17 protein-coding genes are annotated in these 22540 nt (G+C 68.2%); 6 read left to right on the top strand and 11 right to left on the bottom strand.

What is annotated here, in order from left to right:
- Positions 1–42 precede the first annotated feature (42 nt).
- Positions 43–1107 (top strand): AAA family ATPase, encoded by a 1065-nt coding sequence (locus DB30_RS25470; protein ID WP_052553544.1) that lies wholly within the window; start codon positions 43–45, stop codon positions 1105–1107.
- A 52-nt stretch (positions 1108–1159) separates the two neighbouring features.
- Here the strand turns inward: DB30_RS25470 and DB30_RS25465 are convergent, their stop codons facing one another.
- Positions 1160–2152, bottom strand: a complete 993-nt coding sequence (locus tag DB30_RS25465; protein WP_165703941.1) for an SDR family oxidoreductase — start codon at positions 2150–2152, stop codon at positions 1160–1162.
- A gap of 811 nt (positions 2153–2963) precedes the next feature.
- Between DB30_RS25465 and DB30_RS25460 the strand changes: the two genes are divergently transcribed.
- Positions 2964–4496 carry a hypothetical protein gene (locus DB30_RS25460; RefSeq protein ID WP_052553542.1) on the top strand — a complete coding sequence of 511 codons (1533 nt, stop codon included), beginning with the start codon at positions 2964–2966 and terminating at the stop codon, positions 4494–4496.
- Positions 4497–4506: 10 nt separating this feature from the next.
- Here the strand turns inward: DB30_RS25460 and DB30_RS25455 are convergent, their stop codons facing one another.
- Entirely contained in the window at positions 4507–5643 is a 1137-nt protein-coding gene (locus DB30_RS25455; RefSeq protein ID WP_146660558.1) for a DUF4215 domain-containing protein, read from the bottom strand.
- Between the two features lie 98 nt (positions 5644–5741).
- Between DB30_RS25455 and DB30_RS25450 the strand changes: the two genes are divergently transcribed.
- Positions 5742–6908 (top strand): aromatic ring-hydroxylating oxygenase subunit alpha, encoded by a 1167-nt coding sequence (locus DB30_RS25450; RefSeq protein WP_052553537.1) that lies wholly within the window; start codon positions 5742–5744, stop codon positions 6906–6908.
- A 30-nt stretch (positions 6909–6938) separates the two neighbouring features.
- Positions 6939–8420 (top strand): methyltransferase, encoded by a 1482-nt coding sequence (locus tag DB30_RS25445; RefSeq protein WP_146660556.1) that lies wholly within the window; start codon positions 6939–6941, stop codon positions 8418–8420.
- Positions 8421–8432: 12 nt separating this feature from the next.
- On the opposite strand, the gene DB30_RS25440 is transcribed toward DB30_RS25445, so the two are convergent.
- From DB30_RS25440 to DB30_RS25410, 7 genes are all read right to left on the bottom strand, one after another.
- Positions 8433–10118: an RCC1 domain-containing protein gene (locus DB30_RS25440; protein ID WP_146660554.1), complete on the bottom strand. Its 1686-nt coding sequence runs from the start codon at positions 10116–10118 to the stop codon at positions 8433–8435.
- A 236-nt stretch (positions 10119–10354) separates the two neighbouring features.
- Positions 10355–11968, bottom strand: coding sequence for a phytoene desaturase family protein (locus DB30_RS25435; RefSeq protein WP_052553531.1), 1614 nt, complete (start codon positions 11966–11968; stop codon positions 10355–10357).
- 115 nt (positions 11969–12083) lie between these two features.
- Positions 12084–12743 (bottom strand): carboxypeptidase-like regulatory domain-containing protein, encoded by a 660-nt coding sequence (locus DB30_RS25430; protein ID WP_052553529.1) that lies wholly within the window; start codon positions 12741–12743, stop codon positions 12084–12086.
- A gap of 94 nt (positions 12744–12837) precedes the next feature.
- Positions 12838–13743 (bottom strand): MBL fold metallo-hydrolase, encoded by a 906-nt coding sequence (locus tag DB30_RS25425; protein WP_052553528.1) that lies wholly within the window; start codon positions 13741–13743, stop codon positions 12838–12840.
- Entirely contained in the window at positions 13740–14732 is a 993-nt protein-coding gene (locus DB30_RS25420; RefSeq protein WP_052553527.1) for a TorD/DmsD family molecular chaperone, read from the bottom strand. The genes DB30_RS25425 and DB30_RS25420 overlap by 4 nt, the downstream gene beginning before the upstream one ends.
- On the bottom strand, positions 14722–17550 hold the full coding sequence (locus DB30_RS25415) for a molybdopterin-dependent oxidoreductase (RefSeq protein WP_165703942.1): 2829 nt from the start codon (positions 17548–17550) through the stop codon (positions 14722–14724). Before DB30_RS25415 ends, DB30_RS25420 begins: the two co-directional genes overlap by 11 nt.
- A gap of 161 nt (positions 17551–17711) precedes the next feature.
- A complete protein-coding gene (locus tag DB30_RS25410; protein WP_146660550.1) occupies positions 17712–19370 on the bottom strand; it encodes a 4Fe-4S dicluster domain-containing protein in 1659 nt (552 codons plus the stop codon).
- A gap of 296 nt (positions 19371–19666) precedes the next feature.
- Here DB30_RS25410 and DB30_RS25405 point away from each other — a divergent pair, with 296 nt between their 5' ends.
- Positions 19667–20491: a TauD/TfdA dioxygenase family protein gene (locus DB30_RS25405; protein ID WP_052553523.1), complete on the top strand. Its 825-nt coding sequence runs from the start codon at positions 19667–19669 to the stop codon at positions 20489–20491.
- Between the two features lie 47 nt (positions 20492–20538).
- On the opposite strand, the gene DB30_RS25400 is transcribed toward DB30_RS25405, so the two are convergent.
- On the bottom strand, positions 20539–20775 hold the full coding sequence (locus DB30_RS25400; RefSeq protein WP_146660548.1) for a GNAT family N-acetyltransferase: 237 nt from the start codon (positions 20773–20775) through the stop codon (positions 20539–20541).
- A 164-nt stretch (positions 20776–20939) separates the two neighbouring features.
- Between DB30_RS25400 and DB30_RS25395 the strand changes: the two genes are divergently transcribed.
- Positions 20940–21908, top strand: a complete 969-nt coding sequence (locus tag DB30_RS25395; RefSeq protein WP_052553519.1) for an alcohol dehydrogenase catalytic domain-containing protein — start codon at positions 20940–20942, stop codon at positions 21906–21908.
- Positions 21909–22059: 151 nt separating this feature from the next.
- Here DB30_RS25395 and DB30_RS25390 read toward each other — a convergent pair whose 3' ends face one another.
- Positions 22060–22386 (bottom strand): RNA recognition motif domain-containing protein, encoded by a 327-nt coding sequence (locus DB30_RS25390; protein WP_205633061.1) that lies wholly within the window; start codon positions 22384–22386, stop codon positions 22060–22062.
- Positions 22387–22540: the final 154 nt, after the last annotated feature.

Raw genomic sequence — 22540 nt, 5'->3', positions numbered from 1 at the left:
GGTTTCCCATGCGCAGCCATGCCGTTATGATCCCGGCCTCGCATGCGCCCCTCGGTGACCACTGATCCGTCCGTCCAACAGCTCGACGCGTCGGTCGAGGCCGTCGAGCAGCTCGACTACGAGACCCTCGCCGCCGAGGCCCACGAGCTGCGCGAGCGGCTCAACCGGTTTCGCGTCGCGCTGGCCCACTACTTCGTCGAGCGCCAAGAGATCGTCGATCTCATGACCGTCTGCGCGATCGCCCAAGAGCCCTTGTTGCTCGTTGGCGTCCCCGGCACGGCCAAGTCCGACCTCGTGACCAAGTTTCGCGACGCGCTGGGGATCCCGACCGAGGACTACTTCGAGTACATGCTCACCCGGTTCACCGAGCCCTCGGAGGTGATGGGCCCGATCGACATCAACCTGCTGCGAGAGGGCCGCTACATTCGCCGCGCGCGGGGCAAGCTGCCAACCGCGCGCATGGTGTTCCTCGACGAGATCTTCAAGTCGAACTCGGCGATCCTCAATTCCCTGCTCACGATCATCAATGAGCGCAAATTTTATCAAGACGGCCTGCCGGTCCCGGTCGCGCTCAAGGTCCTGATCGCGGCGACCAACGAGATCCCCGAGCACGCCGAGCTCGCCGCCCTCAAAGACCGCTTCTGCCTCAAGATCGTCGCGCACCCGGTGCAAGACGACCACTTCTTCGAGCTGATCGACGCCGGCCTCGACGCCCAGACCCAGCGCGACCTCAACCTCAAGCCTTGGGTCGAAGGCCACGCCAGCTTGGAGGATCTGCTCAAGGCCCACCGCTACTTGACCATGCAGATGGCGCGGCGCGAGCTGCTGCCCGACGGCTCGTCGCAGCGTGATCGCCACCGCTACTTCTCGGACGAGCTGCTCCGCGAGCTGCATCGCCTGCTCAAGACCCTCGCCCGCGAGGACGGGGTGTTCGTCAGCGATCGCAAGGTCGTCAAGCTCTACAAATTGCTGCGGGCGCGGGCGTGGCTGCTGCACGGCGGCAAGGTCGAGCGCGAGGACCTCACGGTGTTGGCCTACCTTGGTGAGACCCGTGAAGAGCTCGCGCTGCTCGAGGACAAGGTCCCCAAGCTGCTCGGCCTCGACTGACTGTTGTCAGGCCCTCGCGGCCGGCAGCGTCGATCACCTGGTCGCTGACACCTCAGCGCCAGATCCGACGGCCGCGCAGCAGATCGTAGAGCCCGTCCGCCAGCGCCCCCCGGATCCCGCTGAGGCGCGCGACCAACCGCACCAGCGGCGCCCGCGACTGCGAGATGTGGTTGAAGCGACCGCGCGCGCCCAGATCCACCTCGACCGGGTCAAACAGATGGTCGAGCTGATCGGGGGGCGCCGGCTCCGAGCGCTCCTCTGTCATCCGCACATTGCGAACGAGCAGGCGATCGGCGAGACCCGGCGCCAGCTGATCCACGAAGATCGCCCCGACGGTCGCCCAGCCCAAGTACACGTCACGACGGCGGGCGTGGGCCGCCCAATAGATGATGTCGGCCGCGAGCTCTGGCTGATAGACCGGCCGCAGCGGGACCGGCCGATACGGCAACAGGTTCCGGGCCCATGTATAAAATGGGGTGTTGATCGCAGACGGGTGCACCATGGTCAGGTGCACGTCGGTCCCGTCATGCAGCAGCTCGGCGCGCAGACCGTTGGTAAACCCCCGCAGCGCGTGCTTGGCCGCCGAGTAGCTCGTGAGCATTGGGACCGCCTGGTAGGCTGTGCCCGATCCGATCTGTACGATCGTGCCGCGACCGCGCTCGCTCATGCGGGCCAAGGCCGCCCGCGTGCCCCAGGCCGCGCCGTGATAGGTCACGTCCGACACCCGCCGAATCTCGTCGGGGCTCATGTCCATGATCCGGCCAGCTACCGCGACGCCAGCGTTGTTGATCCAGATGTCGATCGGCCCGAGCTCCTCTTCGATCTGGGTCGCGGCGGCCTCGACCGCCTCGGGATCTGCGACATCAACCTCGATCGCCAGGGCCCGCCCGCCCAATTCTTCCACCTCTTCTACGGTCGCCGTCAGCTTGAGGCCGCCGCGCGCGAGCAGACCAATGCTCGCGCCTTCCCGTGCGAATCGTCGAGCGAGCGCCCGACCGATCCCAGCAGATGCACCAGTGATGACAACGACTTCTCGGGCAGACATGTCCATCAATGCTGCAATGGCGGTGCCACACATCATATGTATCCAACTGGCAATCGCGAATTGAGCCCGGTGAATTCCGCCTAGTTGCGGCGCGGCGGCGCGTTGCTGCGATCTCTGGCCACGTTCGCGAGAATGCCCATTCACGCGGTTCGCGAGCAGGAATTGAGGTGACTTGGACGCTCGAGATTCAAGGCGTGAACGAATCCGAGCGTGCACACCTCGAGGCGCAAGCGCTGCGGCGGCGGCGTTGTGGTTGTCTGGTTTTGCGCGCACCTCGAGTTGGGGCGCGCCGCCCCACCTCCACGATCATCCGAGCTCCGCGCGCGCCGGCGCGTGGATGCGTAGCGACTGGCGACGCGTGTTGCCGCTCGCGCGCGCCCGCTAGCGGCCTGCGGTTGCCAGGATATCTGCGCGCTCGTGTCGGCGAAGCCGTACGTCCACGGCCTCGCTGGCTGCCGCCGCTCGAGGCTCGAACCAAGCGCTGCGCGCTCGACTCGGGCCTACTATGTCCTCGAGGGGGCTTTTCAAGAGCCCCCTCGCTTCGGCGGCGGATCCCCCTTCGCTCCCCCCAAACGCTCGCCTGTCGGCTTCAGCTCACCAGCATTGCCAGCCATGCTGTCCAGGGTCGCGTAGCGGCCGCGCTCGCAGCAGCGATCTCGCCTACCCGCGGAGCCGTGATCCTGTGGCCCCCCCCTGCGTGGCTCGCCCGCGCTGGGCCGGGACGTTGCCGTTCCAACCGCTGACGAAGCCGCAACAGCGCGCCGCTGCGAGCTCGCGCTCACCACGATCGATGCTGCTATGGTCCCCCCGCGTGAGCGAGGCGCGAGACAACGTCGACGAGTGGGCCGCGGCCGGGCTCTCGCTCCAACGTGGCGTAGCGCCGGGCGCCGAGCTGCTGACGCGCGTGCGTCCTTGGCTCGAGGCCACGCTCGAGCTGTTCGCGCTGCTGCCCCCGCTTGGGATCGTCGCGGATCTTGGCCGGCTGCTGGCGCGTGACCCCTTCGACATCGCCGCCTCGGTTGCGCTCGCCGATCCCGAGCTGCGCGCGGCCCTCGACGCCTACGAAGAGCACGTGCTCGGGCGGCTGTCGGCCGACTACCGGCTCGAGCACGCCCGCGACGCGCTGCTGCGGCTCGAGCTGGGCGTGCGGCCAACCGCGATCGCGGTGTTCGTGGATCAGATCCTAGGGCGGATCCGCCAAGCCCAGCGCCCCGGTGAGCTCGAGCTCGACTCGCCCGGCCCCACCGCGATCCGCCGGGTCCTGCACCGCCACGGCGTCGAGCTGCTCGAGCTTGGGGCCGCGGCCCTCGATGATCCGCAGTTCGCCCCGCTGCGGCGCGAGCTTGGCCAGGTCTACGCCGGCCTGGCCAAGGGCGCCCGCCAGTGCGGCGCGCTGATCGGCGACGTCGAGCTGTACACCCTCGAGAACCACGAGGCGCTGCACAGCCCCTCGCTGCGCCTGGCCATGGCCCAGATCGCCGACGCGGCCCAGGCGATCGAGCGCAGCTTGCCGGTTCGGGTCCGGCGCAGCGACGCCAGCCGCGGCCGAACACCAACCAAGGTCGAGGACGAGAGCGCCTACCCGATCGGCGGCTACGCATCGATCGCCACCGTCGGCGGGATCGAGAGCCTGGTCAGCTCGGAGCTGATCTACATGAACCCAGCAGACGAGCGCGCCGCTGGCCACGTCGATCTATTCGACGTTCGCTGGGCAGCCGGCGAGCTGCTCAAGTACACCCGCGACGAGAGCGTGCACACCCGCGAGCGCCGAACCATCTGCTTCGCGCTCGCGCCCGAGCTCGACGACGCGCGGCTCAAGGACGCCGACGTGCCGTTTCAGCGGATCGTCGTCGCGTTCGGAGCCGTGATCGCGGGGGTCCGCAAGCTGTGTGCGTGGCTCGACGAGGCCGAGCTGGATCTGCGCATTGTCACGATCGGCGTCCCCAGCCGGACCGGCGGCGCGGCTGCACAGCCGCTGCGGCCCGAGCTCGAGCTCGCCCGCTTGATCCTGCGCGAGTTCATCGAGTCGGGCGTCGTCACGCTGCTCGAAGTCGACGACCCCGACGCGGCCCGAGCCCACGCCAGCGAGGCCGCGGTGGTGGGCGGCAGCGATCTGGTCTGGCTGCTCGGCGCGCCCTTCGTGCCCTCCGAGCCCACCAAGCCCTCCGCGCCAAGCGGCGCCGGCAAGGCCGCCAGCTACACCGAGCACGCGCTGAGCCTCGAGCACGCGCGCCCCGGCGTGTGGGTCGAAGCCGCGCGGGGAACCGAGCCGCCCAGCTTGCAGGCCAACGGCTGGGAGGCCTGGCTGGTGGCGATCGGCCAGCTGCTGCAAGCGCTGGTCTGAGCTGCGCGCATCACTCGTTGGTGCACAGCCAGTGGACCGTGTTGCCGAGCTGGGGCCAGTTGCCGCCGCCGCCCCCGTCGAAGTTCATGCTGCCGGGGTTGTTGCAGGTCGTGTCGTTCTCACAGTAGCCGCACACGTTGCCACAGGTCCCGCCCCATTCAGACAGGGTGTTGAACCCCAGGAAGTTGCAGATCTCGTCGGCCTGGTAGGTCCCGCCAGTGTTGGCAGAAACCCACGCCCCGTCTTGATCGATCGTGCACACAACCCATGGGTCGCCGTTGTTGAGCACGCCAAAGTCCGACTCGAAACACGGCGCGTAACCCAAGCCCGTGCAGTCGTTCGCGCAGAAATCGTCGTCGATCATGTTGCCGTCGTCGCACTCCTCTACGCCTTGCTGCACGAAGCCGTCGCCACACACCGCCGGCTGACAGCTGGTCGGACACGCATCCGTGTTGATCAGGTTGCCGTCGTCGCAGGTCTCCATGCCCTCCCACAGCACGCCATCGCCACAAAACGACGCGGTGCACTGGGCCGTGCAAGCGTCGCTGTCAACCATGTTGGCGTCGTCGCACTCCTCGTCCTGGGCGTGCACGATGCCATCGCCGCAATAGGCCAACACGCACGCGCTCGTGCAGTCGTCGGTGTCGTCCATATCGCCGTCATCGCACTCCTCGACCCCCTCGTACACGAAGTTGTCGCCGCAGCTGGCGATCAGGCACGGGCCCACGCAGCCGTCATTGCTCTCCGAATTGCCGTCGTCGCATTGTTCCGACAACATGTTGTGATAGCCATCGCCACACATCGCATAGGTGCAGTCGCCGTCACAGAACATGGTCTCGTTGCCAACGTCGCACTCCTCGCCGGGATCGACCTTGCCGTCGCCACACAGGGGCCCTGGCTCGCCGTCGCCATCGCCGTCGCCATCGCCATCCCCGTCGCCGTCGCCGTCACCGTCACCTGGGTCGCCATCGCCATCGCCCGTCTCGGTCGAGTCGCTGCTGCTGCTCTCGGTGTCGCCGTCGCCGTCGCCGTCGCCGCTCGTCGTGGGGTCAATCGTGGTCAGGGTGCCATCGCTGCTGCCGTCGTCGGCGCAGCCGATCAGCGCGAGCATGCAAGCAAGTGTGAGCGACGTGGCAATGCGTGGCATGGGCCGATGATAGACCAGCGCTGCGCTGATCCACCAGTCACCCAACGCCCGGCTTCGGGGCCTCGTCCCCCCAACCAGCGCTAGGATCGATCCTGACCATGCGCCCCCTTGGGTCCCAGAGCCACGCCGAGCTCGCCGCCGAGCTCACGGCGATCCAAGCGCCCTTCGAGCAAGCGCGGACGCTGCCTCCGCACGTGTACACATCGCCAGAGATCTTTGCGATCGAGCAGCGCGAGCTGTTTGGCCGCATGTGGCTGTGCATCGCCCGTGAGCAGGATCTGCCCAGCCCCCGCAGCTACGTGACCCGTGACGTCGGCGATGAGCGACTCTTGGTCGTTCGCGACGAACGCGGCCAGCTGCACGCGTTCTTCAATGTATGTCGTCACCGTGGCGCGCGCTTGCTCGACGCGCCATGTGGGCGATTGCGCGGGGCGATCAATTGCCCCTATCACAAATGGAGCTACGCCCTCGACGGTCACTTGCTGCATGCGCCCCGCGCTGATCCAGGGTTCGCGGCAGCAGACTACCCGCTGCTCTCGCCGCGGCTCGAGACCCTCGCGGGCTTCGTGTTCATCAACTTGGATCCAAGCGCCCCGACGCTCGCCAAGGCGTTCGCAGATCTGCCCAGCCTGGCGCGCTACCAGGTCGGCTCATTGCGGCGGGCGCACCGGCACGAATACACGATCGAGGCCAATTGGAAGGTGATCGCGCAGAACTACGGCGAGTGCTACCACTGCCAGCTGCTGCACCCGCAGCTGCACCGAATCAGCGACTTCGAGACCGGCTCGTTCACGGCCGGGCTCTGCTTCAACGGCGGGCCCATGCGGCTGCGCGACGGCTTCACGACCTTGTCGATGTCGGGTACCACCGCGCTGCCGCCGATCCCCGGGCTGAAGGGCGAAGATCTGCAATTGGTCCGCTATGATCAGATCTATCCAAACTTCACCCTGGCCCTGCACCCACAATACCTGCTGACCCACGCGATCTGGCCGCTCACGCCAACCCGATCTCGGATTGTGTGCGAGTGGCTGTTCCCGCCAAGCAGCTTGGCCCTGCCCGGGTTCGACCCCAGCGACATGATTGAATTCTGGGATCGAACGAATCGCCAGGACTGGCAGGTGTGCGAGCGGGTCCAGAGCGGCGTGGCCTCGGCGGGCTGCGTGCCGGGGCCGTATCACTCGACCGAGCGCTGCGTGTATGCCTTCGACCAGTGGTATGCGGGGACCCTGGCCGCGCGGCTCGTCCCCCCGATGGGTCATGCGTAAACCGCCGTCGCGTGGTAGCCAAGCACCCTCGTGTCTGATCCACGCCCCGACCCCACCGCCTTGCTCGCGCTCCCTCTCGAGCTGTGTGCACGCATCCAGGCAAGCATGGACGCGGGCTTCAACGCCTCGCTGATCGCCCGCGCCGAGGCGATCGCCCCCAAGCAATTCGACGCCGTCCGACTCCCGCTCGTCCACGCGTGGCTGCAGCACCTGCCCGAACCCGCGGCGGTGTGGGCCCGGCTGTTCGCCTACCGCGACGCCGTTGACGAGCCGCTCGCCCGCTCGGTGCTTGGCGAGGCGCTGATCCAAGCGCTGAAGTCCGCCAACGCGCTGCAGTCCACCAACGGTCAGCTGCGCGCCAGCCTGCGCCTGATGCCGTTCGCGGGCCTGTTGCTCGGCTCCGACGAGGTCGACGCCCGCTTCGACCCGGTCATGGGCCCAGGCGCGACCACCTTCGAGCTGTGGCGGGCGGTCGAGATCAGCGACAGCCCGCGCGTGCTCGACATTGGGTGTGGCGCCGGCTCGCTCGCGCTGGCGGCCGCGCGGGCCGGGGCGCGCGAGGTCGTTGGCGTCGATCTGGATCCTCGCGCGGTCGCGTACGCCCGGTTCAACGCCAAGCTCAACGGCATCTCCAACGCGCGCTTTGAAGCGGGTGACCTCTCGGCTCCGGTCGCCGGTCAGCGCTTCGAGCTCATCGTCTCGCAGCCGCCCTTCGTGACCCAACCAGCTTCGGTCGCCGCGACAACCTACCTCCACGGTGGCCGTCGCGGCGACGAGCTGGCGCTGCGGATGCTGTCGGAGCTGCCCCCGCTGCTTGGCGAGCGCGGCCGCGCCATCGCGCTGTTCGACAGCGCCGACGACGAAGCGCTGATCGACCGGCTGACCGCAGCCGTCAACGACCCGACCCTGCGCATCATCGCCGTGGCCGCGAAGGGCCTCGGCGCGGATCAGCAAGCCCTGGGCTACGCCTCGACCTCGCACTCGAAGCTGGGCCCCGACTACGCCGCCGCCGCGATCGCCTACCGCGAGCACCTGCGCGAGCTCGGGATCGAGCGAACCCGCCACGTGCTGGTGTTGGTCGAGCGCCCGGACAGCGACGGGGCCCCACGGTTCTCAGCGCGGGTCGACACCGACGGCGCGCGGCTCCACGACGCCGCTGCTCTCACGCAGCTGCGTCGTGCGCTCGACGCCGCCGCCCTCCCAGACGCCGCGCTGCTGCAGCTGTCGGTGCGTCCCAGCCCCCACGCGCTGTTCGTGCACGAGCGCTCGCTGGCCGGGACCTGCGACGATCGTCTGCGGATCCGGTTCGAGGGTGGCCACGCGAGCGACCGCGAGCTCAGCGAGGCCGCCGCGGCCCTGATCGAGATCCTCGCCCAGACCCACACCCTCACCGAAGCCGTCGAACACTACGCGCAGATGTGCCGGGCCACGCCCGAGCAGGTCGCGGCCAGCGTGGCCCGCTTCGTGCGCGAGTCGCTGGTCAACGGGCTGCTGGTCCTCGAGCGTCAGTGAGCGGCCACGAGCTCAGAACAGCTCGACGGCGCCGGCGGTCGCGGGCGACTCGTCGTCGCCGATGTCGTCGACGTTCCCATAGCCAAGCCGCCCGTTGGCGCCGCGGCCCCAGCACACGACCGAGTAGTCCTCGAGCACGGCGCAGCTGTGCTCGACCCCCGACGAGATCGAGATCGCCGGGCCCCCAAGATCGATCGGGTCGATCGTGCTCGGGACCTCGTCCATGCTGTCACCAAAGTCAGCCTTGTTGGCAAGCCCGAGCTGGCCGCGATCGTTCTTACCCCAGCACCGCACGGCGCCGCCGTCGAGCAGCGCGCAGCTGAATTCATCGCCCGCGCTGATCGCCGTGGCCGCCCCCCCTAGGCTGATCGGCGACAAGGCTGCGGGCGGCTCGTCGGCGCTGTCGCTCCAGTTGTCTTTGCTGCCGCGCGCGAGCTGACCGCGGTTGGCGTGGCCCCAACACGTCACCTCCCCCGACGAGAACAGCGCGCAGGAGTGCTCTTTGCCGAGCGCGAGCTGGGTGATCGTCGCGTTGTCTGGCAGCGACATCGGGCGCACGTCGACGGGGCCCAGATCGTTGGCCGGCTCATTGTCGCCGATCGCCACGTTGCTGCTCAGGCCCAGCTGCCCCTTGCTGTTGAGGCCCCAACAATAGAGCTCGTCGGCGACCGTGACCGCGCAATTGTGGCGATAGCCCGCGGCCACGAACGCCACGTCGTCAGCGCCAAGCTGCACCAGCGCAGCCGCGCTCGCGTGCTCGGTGTCGCCGATCTTCACGGTGTCTCCGGCCCCGAGCTGGCCGCTGCCGTTGTCGCCCCAGCAGCGCACGTCGCCAGTATCCAGGCGCGCGCAGGTGTGGGCATACCCGCTGGAAAACTGCGTGGCCGTGCCGCCCAGCATGATCCCTGCGAGCATTTCCAGCACCTCGTCGTCACCCAAGCTCTCGTCCGAGCTGTTGCCGAGCTGCCCGACGCTGCCCTCACCCCAGCAGCGCATGGCGTTGTCCGCGAACAGACCGCAGCTGTGCAGATCACCCACGTCGAGCGAGACCACCGCGTCTGGCAACCCAACGTGACCCACGCTGGCCGGCGCCTCGTTGTCGCCGACGCTGTTGGTGTTGCCGTGGCCCAGCCGGCCGTCAGCCCCCGCGCCCCAACAGCGCACGTGACCGCCCTCGATCAGCGCGCACGTGTGCAGGGTACCCGCGACCACGGAGACCGTCGTCAGCGTGCAGTCGTCCTCGCAACCGTCGCCACCGACGATGTTGCCGTCGTCGCACACCTCACCATCTTCTTGGATCCCATTGCCGCACGGACTTGGCCCACACACACCGTCCTCGCAGATCAACCCCGGGTCACAGGCGTCGAGCGAGCCGTCGCACATGCAGCCCAGCTCCGTGCAGCCAGGGTCGCCGTCGCCGTCGCCGTCGCCGTCGCCCGTTGGATCGCCGTCTCCCGTTGGATCGCCGTCACCGTCACCGGACACGGGCTCACACATGTCGGCGACGCAGGCCAAGCCCGGGTCACAGCCGCCACCCGGCGTGCACGCGCAACCCGACTGGCCGATGCAGTCGCTCCCGGTTCCGGTCTGCGTCGAGCCCGATTCCGTGTCGTCGCCACCGCCGAGACCACCGGTCGCGGGGCTGCACGCGAGCAAGAGAACCAGACTCGGGCCGGTGAGACAGCTCAACCTAGGCATGCCTCTATCTACCAGAGTTGTCGTGGGCGACCACCTGCGGCCCGCGCAGTTGCGCATGGCTCCGTGTCATTGGACCCACCGAGCCAGCCCAACAACGATCGAGCGCCTGTGCAAACTATGCCGTGTGCGCGCTTGCTCTCGGTTCAACGCGACATCGGCCCAACGACCAGGGGCCCAGCGGACCCCCCGGTGTGATGTCGGTGTGATGCCGGTGTGATGCCGGTGTGATGCCAGGCTCAGCCGCGCTCGACCTCGAACATCAGCCGCGCACCCGCGACCGGCTCGGCCGACAACGCCGCCAACACGCCGCCCATCATCCCGCCAACGACCCCAACGGTCGACACCTCGCTGCCAGCAAAGAACAAGCCCTCGATCGGCGAGCGGGCCCGCAGCCAGGGGTTGCGATACCGCTCGGGGGTGGGCTCCAACCCGTAGATCGACCCGGCGAAGGGCCGCACGAAGTGATCGGTGGACAGCGGCGTCGACAGCTCGGCGTGGGCGATCATCGGCGCGAGCGCGGGCATGTACTCGAGGTACTGGGCCAAGATCGCGTCGTGCAGCTCCTGCTTGAACGCCTCGTAGTCGGCGTCGCGCCGCTGCCAGCGTGAGCCCTGCCAGCGCTCGAACGACGACCACGGCACGAAGGTCACGATCTCGCCTGTGTGGCGCTGCTTGGGTCCGGGATCGTGCTGGGGATCCTTGAGCGAGGGGAACGAGCAATACAGCACGGGCGCGCGCGGGACCGGCTTGCCAGGCGCGACATCCCAGCCGCCCACCTCGGTGTCCCAAGTCTCGTAGAACCACTTGTTGGCCGCGCCTGCGCCGGCCTTGGTGATGTCGCCCTCGAAGCCAAGATACAGGCACACGTGCGGCGGCGCAGGGTCGAGCTGCGCGACGGATCGCGCCCAGCTCTGCTTGGCGTGCTCGACCGGCAACAACCGCTCCACGGTCGACCAGACCCCGGCGGCGCTGACGATCCGATCGGCCCGGATGACCTCACCCGGCGCGCCGTCGCGGCCTCGCAGGCGCACGCCGCAGGCAGTCCCATGCTCGATGATGATGTGCTCGACGTCGGCCCGGATCTTGGTCCAGCCACCCGCGTCAGCCACGGTCTGCAACAGGCAGCGCGCGATCTGATCCGAGCCACCCACGGGATAATAGCCACCCCATTGAAAGTGACGGGTGACCAGCGCCTGCATTGCAAACGACGAGCGGCGCGGCGTCGAGCCGTAGTAGCCCCACTGCGAGACCAAGATCGCGCGCAGCCGCTCGTTGTCGGTCAGCTCGGCGACCACGTCGGCGGTGCGGCGCTCGAACCACTTCTTTGCGGTGCGGGCGAACACGGTCTCGGCCCCGCGCCCGATCCCCGGCGGCAAGGTGCGGCTCAAGTAGTAGCCGCGCATGCTGCCCGCGACCTCGCGCGCGAGCGCCAACCACGTGTCGATCGCCTCGCGCTCATCGGGGAACGCAGCGAGCAGGTTGGCCCTGAATTTCTCGGGCGTGTCGGGGAAGTCGATCCGAAAGTCGTCGGGCCAGTAGAACTCGTCGTAGACCGGACCCAAGCTGGCCCAGCGCAGTCGATCATCGGTCAGGTGCGCGAGCAGGCGGCCCGGCATCGAGCGCTTGGTGACCTCGCCGACCGCGTGCACGCCCACATCCCAGCGCCAGCCCTTGCGCTTGAAGGTGTGGGTGTAGCCTCCCGGTTCGTAGTGCTGCTCGAGCACCAGCACGCGCTTGCCAAGCTTGGCCAACAGCGCGGCGCAGCACATCCCGCCGATCCCCGAGCCGATCACGATGTAGTCGAGCTTCCCCTCCGGGGTCTGCGTACTCCAGGGCTTGTCTTGGGCCACGTGCTCAGGCTCCGTGGGCGGGCAAGACCGTGGTCGGGATGTGGATCGTGATCGCCGGCATCGTTGCCGGCGAATCCTAAGCGCCGGGTACTGGGCTGACAACCGCGCTCAGATGTCAGTCCCCGATCCACACCAAGCTGGAGTTGTAGCTGCTCGACGCGTCCATGCGAATGCGTGGCTCACAGACGACCACGCCAAGTGTCACGCCGTCGCTCATCGCCTCGGGGGAGATCTTGAAGTTGACCCGCACGCCCGAAGCCGCGACGCCTGACGCGGGATCGGAGCCGGCGTCGAGCGTGACGATCTTGCTGACGTTGGCCCTGTTCACGAGCACTTGGACTGTGTAGGTACCAGGGGGCAGCTGCTCGAACCGGTACGCACCGCTTGGGCCGGTCAAGAGCGAGCGCTCGCCCTCGAGCGCCACGCTCTGCAAGATCACGACCGCGTCCTCGATCCGCTGGCCCCCCGTGTCGCGGATGACACCTTGGATCTCACCGGGGCTCCCAGCCGGCAGCCGCGCGAGCTGGGCGTTGGGGGTCGAGCCGTCGCGCTGGGCGCCCGCCGTCGCGCAGCCGGCCAGCACCAGCGCCACGATGCCGGCAGCGAGCCCGCTCGCGAGCCGGAGCCGATCCCCGTCACGCTCGATCCGCACGCAGGTCCGGGTGGTCTCGCTGGCGTCGAGCAGCCGCGCGAGCTCGGGCTCGGTCATCGCCGTCGTGTCGGTCACCCGGTGCTCGCAACGCTCACACTGGCGGCCGCCAGCGACCGCGGGCATCGCTTCCCAGGACTCGGGGCAAGGCAGGATTTGGAGTCGTCGCGGGGGCCCAGGCACGCGGGGCAACGGGCCGCCAGCGTCCGGCTTTCACGGCTCAGATCGTCTCGCCCACGATCGCGCTCGAGTCCTCGGGCTGGGGCCGAAACGCGTTGATCGGGATCTTGAGATAGCGCTTTTGATTGCCGGCCGGATCCGGCAGCGCGCCCGCGTCGACGTTGACCTGCACGCTCTGAAACAGCAGCTTCGGCGCGGTCAGGCTGGCGTCGCGCTGGGTCCGAAACTCCACGAACTCCGCCCGCCCGCGGCTGGCTGGCAGCTGCTTGTTGGTGGCCTTTTGCTCGGCAACGGTGGACTGATAGGCGAGCGGGCGCCCCCCGGGCTGGTAGTCGTGGCCCACGAAGATCCGGGTCGCGTCGGGCAAGGTGTAGATCCGCTGGGTGATCGAGTCATACAGGTCCTCGGCGCTGCCGGCCGGGAAGTCACAGCGACCCGTGCCCATGTCGGGCATGAACATGGCGTCACCGGTGAACAGCGCGTCCTCGAACAAGTAGCTCACGCAGCCGGGCGTGTGGCCGGGGGTTGCGATCACGCGAAACCGCAAGGTGCCGGCTTCGACGTCCTCGCCGTCTTGCAGCAGCCGATCGAATTGCCGGCCGTCGGTTGGGAAGTCGGCGGGCAGATCGAACACGTCCTTGAAGATCGCCTGGACCACGGTGATCTTGGCGCCGATCCCCGTCTGCGCCGTTGGAAACCTGCGCTTGAGCACCTGCGAGCCCGACAGGTGATCCGCGTGGGCGTGGGTCTCGAGGATCAGCCGCAGCTCGAGCTCGTGCTTGCGCAGGAACACGCTGACGCGATTGACCGAGACATGCGAGATCTCGGAGCTGGCCGGATCGTAGTCGAGCACCGGATCAATGACGATCGCGTCGCGTGACTCGGGATCAAACACGACGTAAGTCAGAGTGCTGGTGGCTTCATCGTAGAAGGCTTCGATTTTCATGGTCGACCTGTGTCCGTGCTGGTGCGTGAAGGGGCTGTGCTGGCGTCGCGCAGCTGGGAGAGCAGCGTCCTCGCGCTGGCGATCGCGGCGCGCCAGGGCGCGATCGCGGGTTCGATCGCGCAGCTGCTGGCGATCTGGGCGAGCGCATCATCCCGCCGCAGGAACACAGCGTCCAGTGAGTCGAGCAGCCCGGTCAGCTCGCCATACTCGGCGGCGCTGCGCAGCAGGTTGTCGAGCATCAGCTCGCGCGGCCCAAACCCGCGTGGGACCTCGTGGCGGCGGCCGAGCGCGCCGATGTCCGCGCGGCTGAAGAACACGCCGACCTTGGCCGGCGTCAGCAGGTACCGCGCCAGCTCGCGCAGGCCGGTCGCCCGATCCTGCAGCAGCGGGTCGGCGGCTGGCAGGGCGACCGGGTCCAGCGTCCCTGGCAAGTGGCTGCGGTGCTCGGCGACCAATTCCAGAGCCCCCCGCGCGATCTTGGGCCAGAGCGAGTGTTCGCCATTCTCGGACAGATCTTCGCAGGCGCACACGAACGCGGGCAGATACGAGAGCACACAAGCGTCGAGAAACTTGGCAAGCACCGCGTCGCAGCGGGTCACCAGCTCGGGTCGGCCGTCGGCGTGGGCTTCCGCCTGGGCGCCGGTCACGAACGACAAGAACGCGAACTCGATGCCGAGGTGATCGGCGCTGAGCTCGTCGAGTCGCGGCGCGAACCCGACCTGCTCGTAGAAACTGCGGACCCGATCCGCGCACGCGCCTGCTTGCGCGGCGGGATCGAGGAACACCCCCGCGTAGGGAAACACCCCGAGCGAAAAGCAGGCGTGGTGCGCCGCGGCGAGCTCGTCGTGATCCAACGGTTCGGATTCAACCCACTCGAGCGCGCCAAGCTGGGCGAGCGAGCGGGCGGTCGCACCTCGCACGAACAGCCGGGCCAGCAGCGCGTACAAGCGGCTGCGTCCAAGCGCCTGCTGCTCCGCGTCAGCGCCCAAACGGCTCCTTTGGCAGGGCGTAGGCGGCGTCCACGGGCCGCAGCGGACGCTTGAGCCAGGCAGGTCGGCGGGTCCCGTCGGGGCTGTGGTCCACGGCGGAGCGGGTCAGCGCGTGCCACTTGCGATACACGTCCATCGACTTTTGGGTGTCTACGCGGACATCGCCGTGTTTGTCACCGGGCTGAGCTTTGCCAACACCGATCGCTTTTTGCAGCCAGCAGTGCGCGCCGCTGATCGGATCCGGGTGGACTGCGTGGGTCAGGTTTTGATGGACGCCGACATCCTTCCACCAGATCCGGCTGGTGTCCGGGTCGAAGCTCTTCCACGCCTTGCCGTGCTCGAGAATGTTGAGGGTGTGGCCCCCCAGCCCATCTTCGTCGAGCTGCGCGAGCGCGGTCATGCCTGGGTTGCCGCCGGCGTCATCGGCCAGCCGCCACCGACCCAGGTGATGACTCATCGCAATGATCCCCGGCTTGATCCCTTCGGTCACATAGATCTTGTCGACGAAGTAGCCGATCTCCGTCTCCACGCGCACGAGGGCGCCGGTCTCCACGCCGATCCGTTGGGCGTCGCTGGGGTGCATCCACACCGGGTTGGCGTGGCTAATCTCGTAGAGCCACTTGGCGTTGGCCGAGCGCGTGTGAATGAGCGTGGGCAGCCGAAAATTCGGCAGCAGCAGCATCTCGCCTTTGCTGCGATCGATGTTGCCCAAAGAAACGTGGCTCTCGAGCGGCCACGGCAGCACGTGCTCGCGCTCGGGCCAGCCCCAGTCGCGCAGCGTGGGGCTGAAGAACTCGAGCTTGCGGCTGGGCGTGGTGAAGCCAACTCGCGCGACCCCGTCGATCTCGACGCCGATCGCCGCGCCGTCACGCAGGATCACGCCGCCCGCCCCTGCGCCCTCGCTGCCGGCCAACGCTGCCTCGGACAGCTCCGCCTCATAGGGCACGTAGTTCTCGCGCACGACCTCGAAGCAGCCGTACTTGCGCATGTACTCGAGCGGCGTCAGCCCCTCGGCCTGGGCCGCAGCTGGCAACCCCGGCACGCTGTGCTCGAACACAAAGCCCCAGTACTCGTCTTGCGACACCGGCCGGCTCGAGTCGACGGGGCTCTCGAACCACTGGCGGATCCCCAGTGAACCATCCGGGTCCATCTGCCACGACAGCTCGACCCAAAACTCCGCCTCTTCCCAGACCTCGCCCGGGTTGGCCTCATGGGTGTGCTTGATCGGCTTGCCGGCCCGCTCGAGGGCGACACGCCTGACCGGCTGGCGAAACCCGATCCACTGCCCGGCGTGGGTCTCTTGGCTCATGAGATCGTGGCGCTCGCTGGCGTGGCCCATGGGCAGCACGTAGTCGGCGAACCACGCCGACTCGTTCCAGGTTGGCGTGAGCGCGACGTGAAATTTCAGCTTGTCGACGTTGCGCAGGGCCTCGAGCCACATGAAGCCGTCGGGGTTGATCCACATGGGGTTGTAGACCCGCGTGAAATACACGTCGATGTCGCCGCGGCCCTCGGCCAAGAAGTGCGGCAACAAAAAGCTCATCTCAAAGAACGCCAGCGGCCACTCGTGGGGCAGGTGCAGCTCGTTCCAGGCGTTGAACGCCGGCGGCTGCTTGAAGGGCTTGGGCACGAACTTGTTCCACGAGTTCATCGACGTGCCGCCGCGGGTGCCCACGCTGCCGGTCAGCACATTGAGGAACATCAAGGTCCGCGCGACCTGCCAGCCACCAAGGTTGCCGATCGACGCCGAGCGCCAGGTGTGGCTCGCCAGGCGATCGCCGGCAGCCTCGACCAAGCGCGCGGTCTCTTGCAGCCGCTCGATCGGCACTTGCGACTCGGCGGCGGCCCGCTCGAACGTGAATTCGGCATACAGCGCGTCCAGGCAGCGCTCGAAGTCCTCGAAGCGGCCCGCGCCAACCGGCAGCTCGGGCATGTTGGGCAGGCCCGGGGCCTCGGCCAGAAATTGCTCCCAGTTGACCCACCGGCGGACGAATTCGCGGTTGTAGCTGCGTCGACTGATCAAGTAATTCGCGATCGCCAGCAGGATCGTCGCCTCGGATCCTGGCCAACACGGCACCCACACATCGCTGCGCGCGGCGGTGTTCGACAAGCGCGGATCAAATGTGATGATCTTGGCGCCGTTTTGCTTGGCCTCGATGATGCGCTGGGCGTGCGGGTTGAAGTAGTGCCCGGTCTCGAGGTGGCTCGAGATCAGCAAGATCACCCGGGCGTTGGCGTGGTCGGGGCTCGGACGATCCGCGCCGGTCCACAACGTGTAGCCGGCCCGCGCGCCCGCCGAGCAGATGTTGGTGTGGCTATTGTGCCCATCCACCCCCCACGCCGAGATACAGCGATTGGCGTAGTGGTCTTCGCCGGGCCGGCCCACGTGATACATGATCCCATCGCGCCGCTTCAGCCGGCTGGCCCGCATGCGCCCGGCGATGTCGGCCAGGGCCTCGTCCCAGCTGACCCGCTTCCACTTGCCCTCACCGCGCTCGCCCACCCGTTTGAGCGGGTACAAGATCCGCTCGGGATCGTAGATCTGGTTGTGGGTCGCCGGGCCCTTGGCGCAATTGCGGCCGCGGCTGCCGGGGTGGACGGGGTTGCCCTCGAACTTGCGGATCTCGAAGGTGGTCTTGTCGACGTAAGCCAGCAGCCCGCAGGCGCTCTCGCAGTTGAAGCAGATCGTGGGGATCAGCGCGTAGCGTCGCGCGAGCTTGCGCGGCCAGGCCTTGGCGTCCCACTCGACCCAGTCTTCCCAGTGCGCGGGCGGTGGGTAGCGGCTCATCCGACCGTCGCCGTGGGCAACGTCGATCATGGTGTCGAGCCGGATCGGCTCGCCCGCGGCCGCGCCGTAGCTTGGCAGGGCCTGGCCGGCTGCGTTGGTCTGCTCCGTGCCGATCACCGGCTCGTCGTGCTGGGCGTACTCCGGGCGCAGGACCGCGGTGATCAGCCTGGCGATCTTGGCTGCGAGGGTGCTCATGAGTTGGGCAGCTCCTGCGGCGCCATCACAAACACGTACTCGTAGGCGTAGAGCCCGATCGCAGCGGTGGCGGCCGCGAGCAACACGACGACCCCAGCGAGCGCGGAAGGCAACGCGCCTGCGGGGATCAGCAGCAGCGCGAGCGGGACCAGGTGCCCAAGCACGATCGCGCCCCACCAAAAATTGCGAGCGTGGCGTCCATGGCGAATCTCGTGGGCGGCACGCGCCGCGAGCTCGCTGGCGTGGGGGATCGCGAACTCACCCAACAAGATCACGAACAAGTCGACGCCCAAGCTGACCCCAAACCCGACCCGCGCGGCCGCGACCAGATCGGGCCCAAGCTCGACGACGGCAGACAGGCCCAACAGCGCGCCAGTGCCCATCATGGTTGCTTGCACGAGCAGGTGCAGCGGCAGCAGCGGGCTCTGCCACAGGTCGCGGCCCTCGGCCTGGGCAAACAAGAACGCGGTGTAGATCGCCGCCCCAACAGCCAGCGGCAACGTCAGCCAGCCCAGCACGGCGCGCGCCAACGTTGGCAACACGAACGCGCCGCCGGTCCACGCCGCCGCCGCCTCACCCGCCCACCACGCGCCCGAGATCCCCGCGAAGCCGACCAGCAAGAACGCCCCGCGCGTCAGCCAGCTCTTCCACTGCGGACGCAGCAAGATCGACAAGAAGCGCTCGGGTCGCTCGAGATCCATGACCAGCAAGCCCGTCGTGGCGAGGGTGGCCAAGATCGCCAGCAGCCCGCCCCACACGATCGCCGCCTGATCAAACGCAAACAACCCCAGGCCCCAGCCAAGCGCCAAGAACCCGAAGATGCCGGCGCCGATGCCCTTGGTGACCAGGTACGCGGGCACCGGCCAGTGCCAGGGCAGCTCGTGCTGCGCGTTGTAGGCCAGCTGGATCATCTGCTCGGCTCGGGTGCCGCCAACGGGGGAGCCGGCTGGGAGCCCCTGGGCCGCCGGGACCCGGATCTTGGCGCCCGAAGCCGCGGTGCTGGTCTGACGCGGGGCCGGGGCAGCCTGGCTCGCCGTGCCCTGCTGCGTGACCACGTCCGCGAACATCAGCTGCTTCGGCTTGGCGGCGAACACCGTGGGATGCAGCGCGACCGCGTCACCGTCGATATAGAGCACCTTGGGGGCTGTCCCCTGTTCGGGCTTGCGCACGCTGACGCGGCTGGTTGCGACCAGCTTGGCGATCTTGCTCATGGGGTCGTCGAGGTCACCCGCGACGATCGCCTCGGTTGGACACACCACCGCGCAAGCGGGCTCGAGCCCGGCGTCGATCCGGTGCGCACAATAGTGACACTTCGCCGCCGTGTGGGTGTTTGGGTCGATGTGGATCGCGTCGTAGGGGCACGCCTGCATGCACGCCTTGCAGCCAATGCAGATGTCTTTGTCGAACTCGACGATCCCATCGTCGCGCTGGTACATGGCCGTGACCGGGCAAATCCGGACGCACGGCGGGTTCTCGCAGTGGTTGCAGCGCGTGACCTGGAACGTGCGCGTGACGTCTGGGAACGCGCCGTGCTCGACGTACTTGACCCACGTCCGATCGACCCCGAGCGGGACCTCGTTCTCGCTCTTGCACGCGGTGCTGCACGCGTGGCAACCGATGCAGCGGGTGTTGTCAATGACAAAGCCGTAGTTCACGATGGCCGCTCCGACCTGGCGCGTGAGTGCTTCACGAAGGCTCGTGTTTCGTCCCGGTGCAACGGCCCGGACAGAGCAATCGCCATGCCAGGCCGCCATGGCTACGCGACCCTGGTTCTGGGCGATCGGGCGGGCCTGGCGTTGCAGCCGTGTTGCATGGCGTTCCGTTTGGCGCGGTCGACCCAGTCTACGAATGCCGCCCGCAAGCGGGCGAGGAGCCCTCGCCCGAGCTGAAAGCAGACGGTCTCTACGAAGCCGCGCGGGCGGTGTAAAAAGCTGCCCGCGTCCAGGCCCCGATGCTGAAGCTGCAGCCAGTCACCGCCACGATCGGCGCCGAGGTCTTCGGCGTCGATCTGACCCAACCGATCGACGACGCGCTGTCCGACGCGCTGCACGCCGCGCTGGTCGAGCACCAGGTCCTGTTCTTCCGCGACCAGCACATCGAGCCGGCGGATCACCTCGCGCTCGCGCTGCGCTTTGGCGACCCGGTCGCCCACCCGGCCTACCCGACCGTGCCCGGCTACCCGGTCGTCAACGTGCTCGAGAACAACGAGGCCAAGCCGCCCAAGATCGACACCTGGCACACCGACATGACCTTCATGGAGCGGCCGCCGCTGGGGTCGATCCTGCGGGCGATCACGATCCCCGGCTCGGGCGGTGACACCCTGTTCGCCAGCTTGGGCGCCGCCTACCAGAGCCTGTCGGATCGCATGCAGCGCTACCTCGAGGGGCTCGAGGCCTATCACTCGTTCGCGCACGGGTTTCGCCAGAGCCTGGCCGAGCCGGGCGGGCTCGAGCGGCTTGGCGACGCGGTCCGCGACAACCCGCCGCGCCGTCACCCGGTGATCCGCACGCACCCGATCAGCGGCGCCAAGCAGCTGTTCGTCAACCGCTTGTTCACGACCCACCTGATCGGCGTGGGCGAGCGCGAGAGCGCGGCCGTGCTCGCGTATTTGTATGATCACCTCGAGGTCCCCGAGCACACCTGCCGGCTCCGCTGGCGCCCAGGGACCCTCGCGTTTTGGGACAACCGCTCGACCATGCACCGGCCGGTCAACGACTTTTGGCCGGCCGTTCGGATCATGCAGCGGATCACGATCGCCGGCGATCGGCCGATCTGAGCTGCCAGACCCCGGCGTCGCTGTCAGCTGACCTCGCGGGTCATCTCTCACTGTTGCATGAAGGGTCGCGCGCCGCTGTGGCGGAGCCAGGCGAGCGACGCGACGGCGCGTTCATCGACGTTGAGTATCCGCAGCGGATCGGCGCTGCGCCGGTGGAGCTCGCCAAGCAACGCGCTGGCGATCGAGCGGCGGCGGTGCTCGGGTGCAACGGCGATCTGCATGAGGTCGCTGCCACAAGCGATCGCCACGCCGCACGGATCGCCGCCCGCGTGGGCCTGCAGCACCACGCGAGGCTCGCTGCGCTCGATCGTTGCGACCTGGCTTGACCACGCCGGCTGCCAGTCCCGCAGCCGGTGAGTCTAGCGATCCGCACCGGGGCCAGCGAGTGTCACGCGGCTCTGTCAGACTCGCTTGCTCGCGCCCCAGCGGCGCGGGACACTGTGAATACGTGCGCGCGCTGATCCTCGACGCAGACGGCCGGCTCTGCCTCGCCACCGATCACCCCGAGCCAACTCCAACGAAGACCGAAGCGCTGATCCATGTGAAGCGAGCGGGGATCTGCGACACGGATCTGCAGCTCGCCCGCGGCTACGCTGGGTTTCGAGGGGTGCTTGGCCACGAGTTCGTCGGTGTGGTCGACGCCGCAGATCCCGAGCGCCCCGGCGAGCGCGTGGTCGCAGACATCAACATCGGCTGCGGCCGATGTTCAGCCTGCACGGGCAGCGACGGCCACCACTGCCTGGTTCGGACCACGCTGGGGATCCGGGATCGACCCGGCTGCTTCGCCGAGCGGGTGGCGATCCCCCGACGAAACCTGGTTCGGGTGCCGGACAGCGTGGACGACGTGCTCGCCGTGTTCGCCGAGCCCCTCGCGGCCGCCCTCCACGTGCTCGACGAGCTCGATCCCGAGCGAATCCACGAGCGGGTCGACGTGCTCGGCGACGGCAAGCTCGGGCTGTTGATCAGCCTCGCGCTCGCCGCCAGCGGTCGCCCGGTTCGCACGATTGGCCACCACCGCGCCAAGCTCGAGATCGCCGCAGCGGCCGGAGTCAGCACCGCGCTCGAGCACGAGCTCGCGCCGTCCGAGCAGCGCAGCGCGGCGGTCGTCGTCGAAGCGACCGGTCACCCCGATGGGCTCGCGCGCGCGCTGTGGCTGGCGCAGCCGCGCGGCCTGGTGATCCTCAAGACCACGACCGCCGCGCCCACTCCGATCGATCTCGCCGCGATCGTTGTCAACGAGCTGCGCCTCGTTGGGTCACGCTGCGGCGACATGCGTCGGGCGATGGATCTGCTCGCGCAGGGGCGCTTTGATCCCCGCCCCCTGATCGCCGCGACGCACTCGCTCGCGCGGGCCCCGGCAGCCTTCGAGCAGGCCCGACAGCGGGGTGTGCTCAAAGTACTGCTCGAGGTTCCGTGACTCGCTCGAGTGGCCCGCAGACGCCTTGGCACTTCGCCGACAGCGACCGTGGTCGTCGTCGGCGAAGTGCGAAGGTCAGCGAGAGTGCCAATCAGTTTGAAGTCACGACGACAGGCACACCTGACGACGCGACTTCAAACTGATCGGCGCTCTAGCGGTCTGTGGCCATGTCGATGCGGATCGGGCGGCCATCGAGCTCATGACCACCGAGCTCGCGCATCGCCTTCGAGGCGGCCCTGCGATCGGCCATGGTCACGAAGCCGAAGCCGCGTGAGTCGCCGGTGTCGCGATCCATCACGATCACCGCGTCGACAACCTCGCCGATATCCGCGAACGCCTTGCGCAGCTCGACGGCGGTGGTGTCCCAGCTGAGCCCACCGACAAACAAGCGGCACGGCGGTCCGGAGGACGCCCCATCGGGATCTTCGCCGGACAGGATCGTACCGTCGGCCAGCACGCCTTCGACCGTCGCGTTCACGGCCGCCGTCTGAATGTCTGCGACATTCGCAATCTCGACCTCGCCCGTCGAGTCGGCACGCCGCTGACGCGCACGCTCCTCTTTTTCACGTTGTTTACGCTCACGCTCGGCTTCACGCCTACGCTTACCTACCGAGTTACTACCGCGACCCATG

This window comes from Enhygromyxa salina (assembly GCF_000737335.2).
GTDB classification, from domain to species: Bacteria; Myxococcota_A; Polyangia; order Nannocystales; family Nannocystaceae; genus Plesiocystis; species Plesiocystis salina_C.
This window is presented reverse-complemented; position numbering and strand designations above follow the sequence as displayed.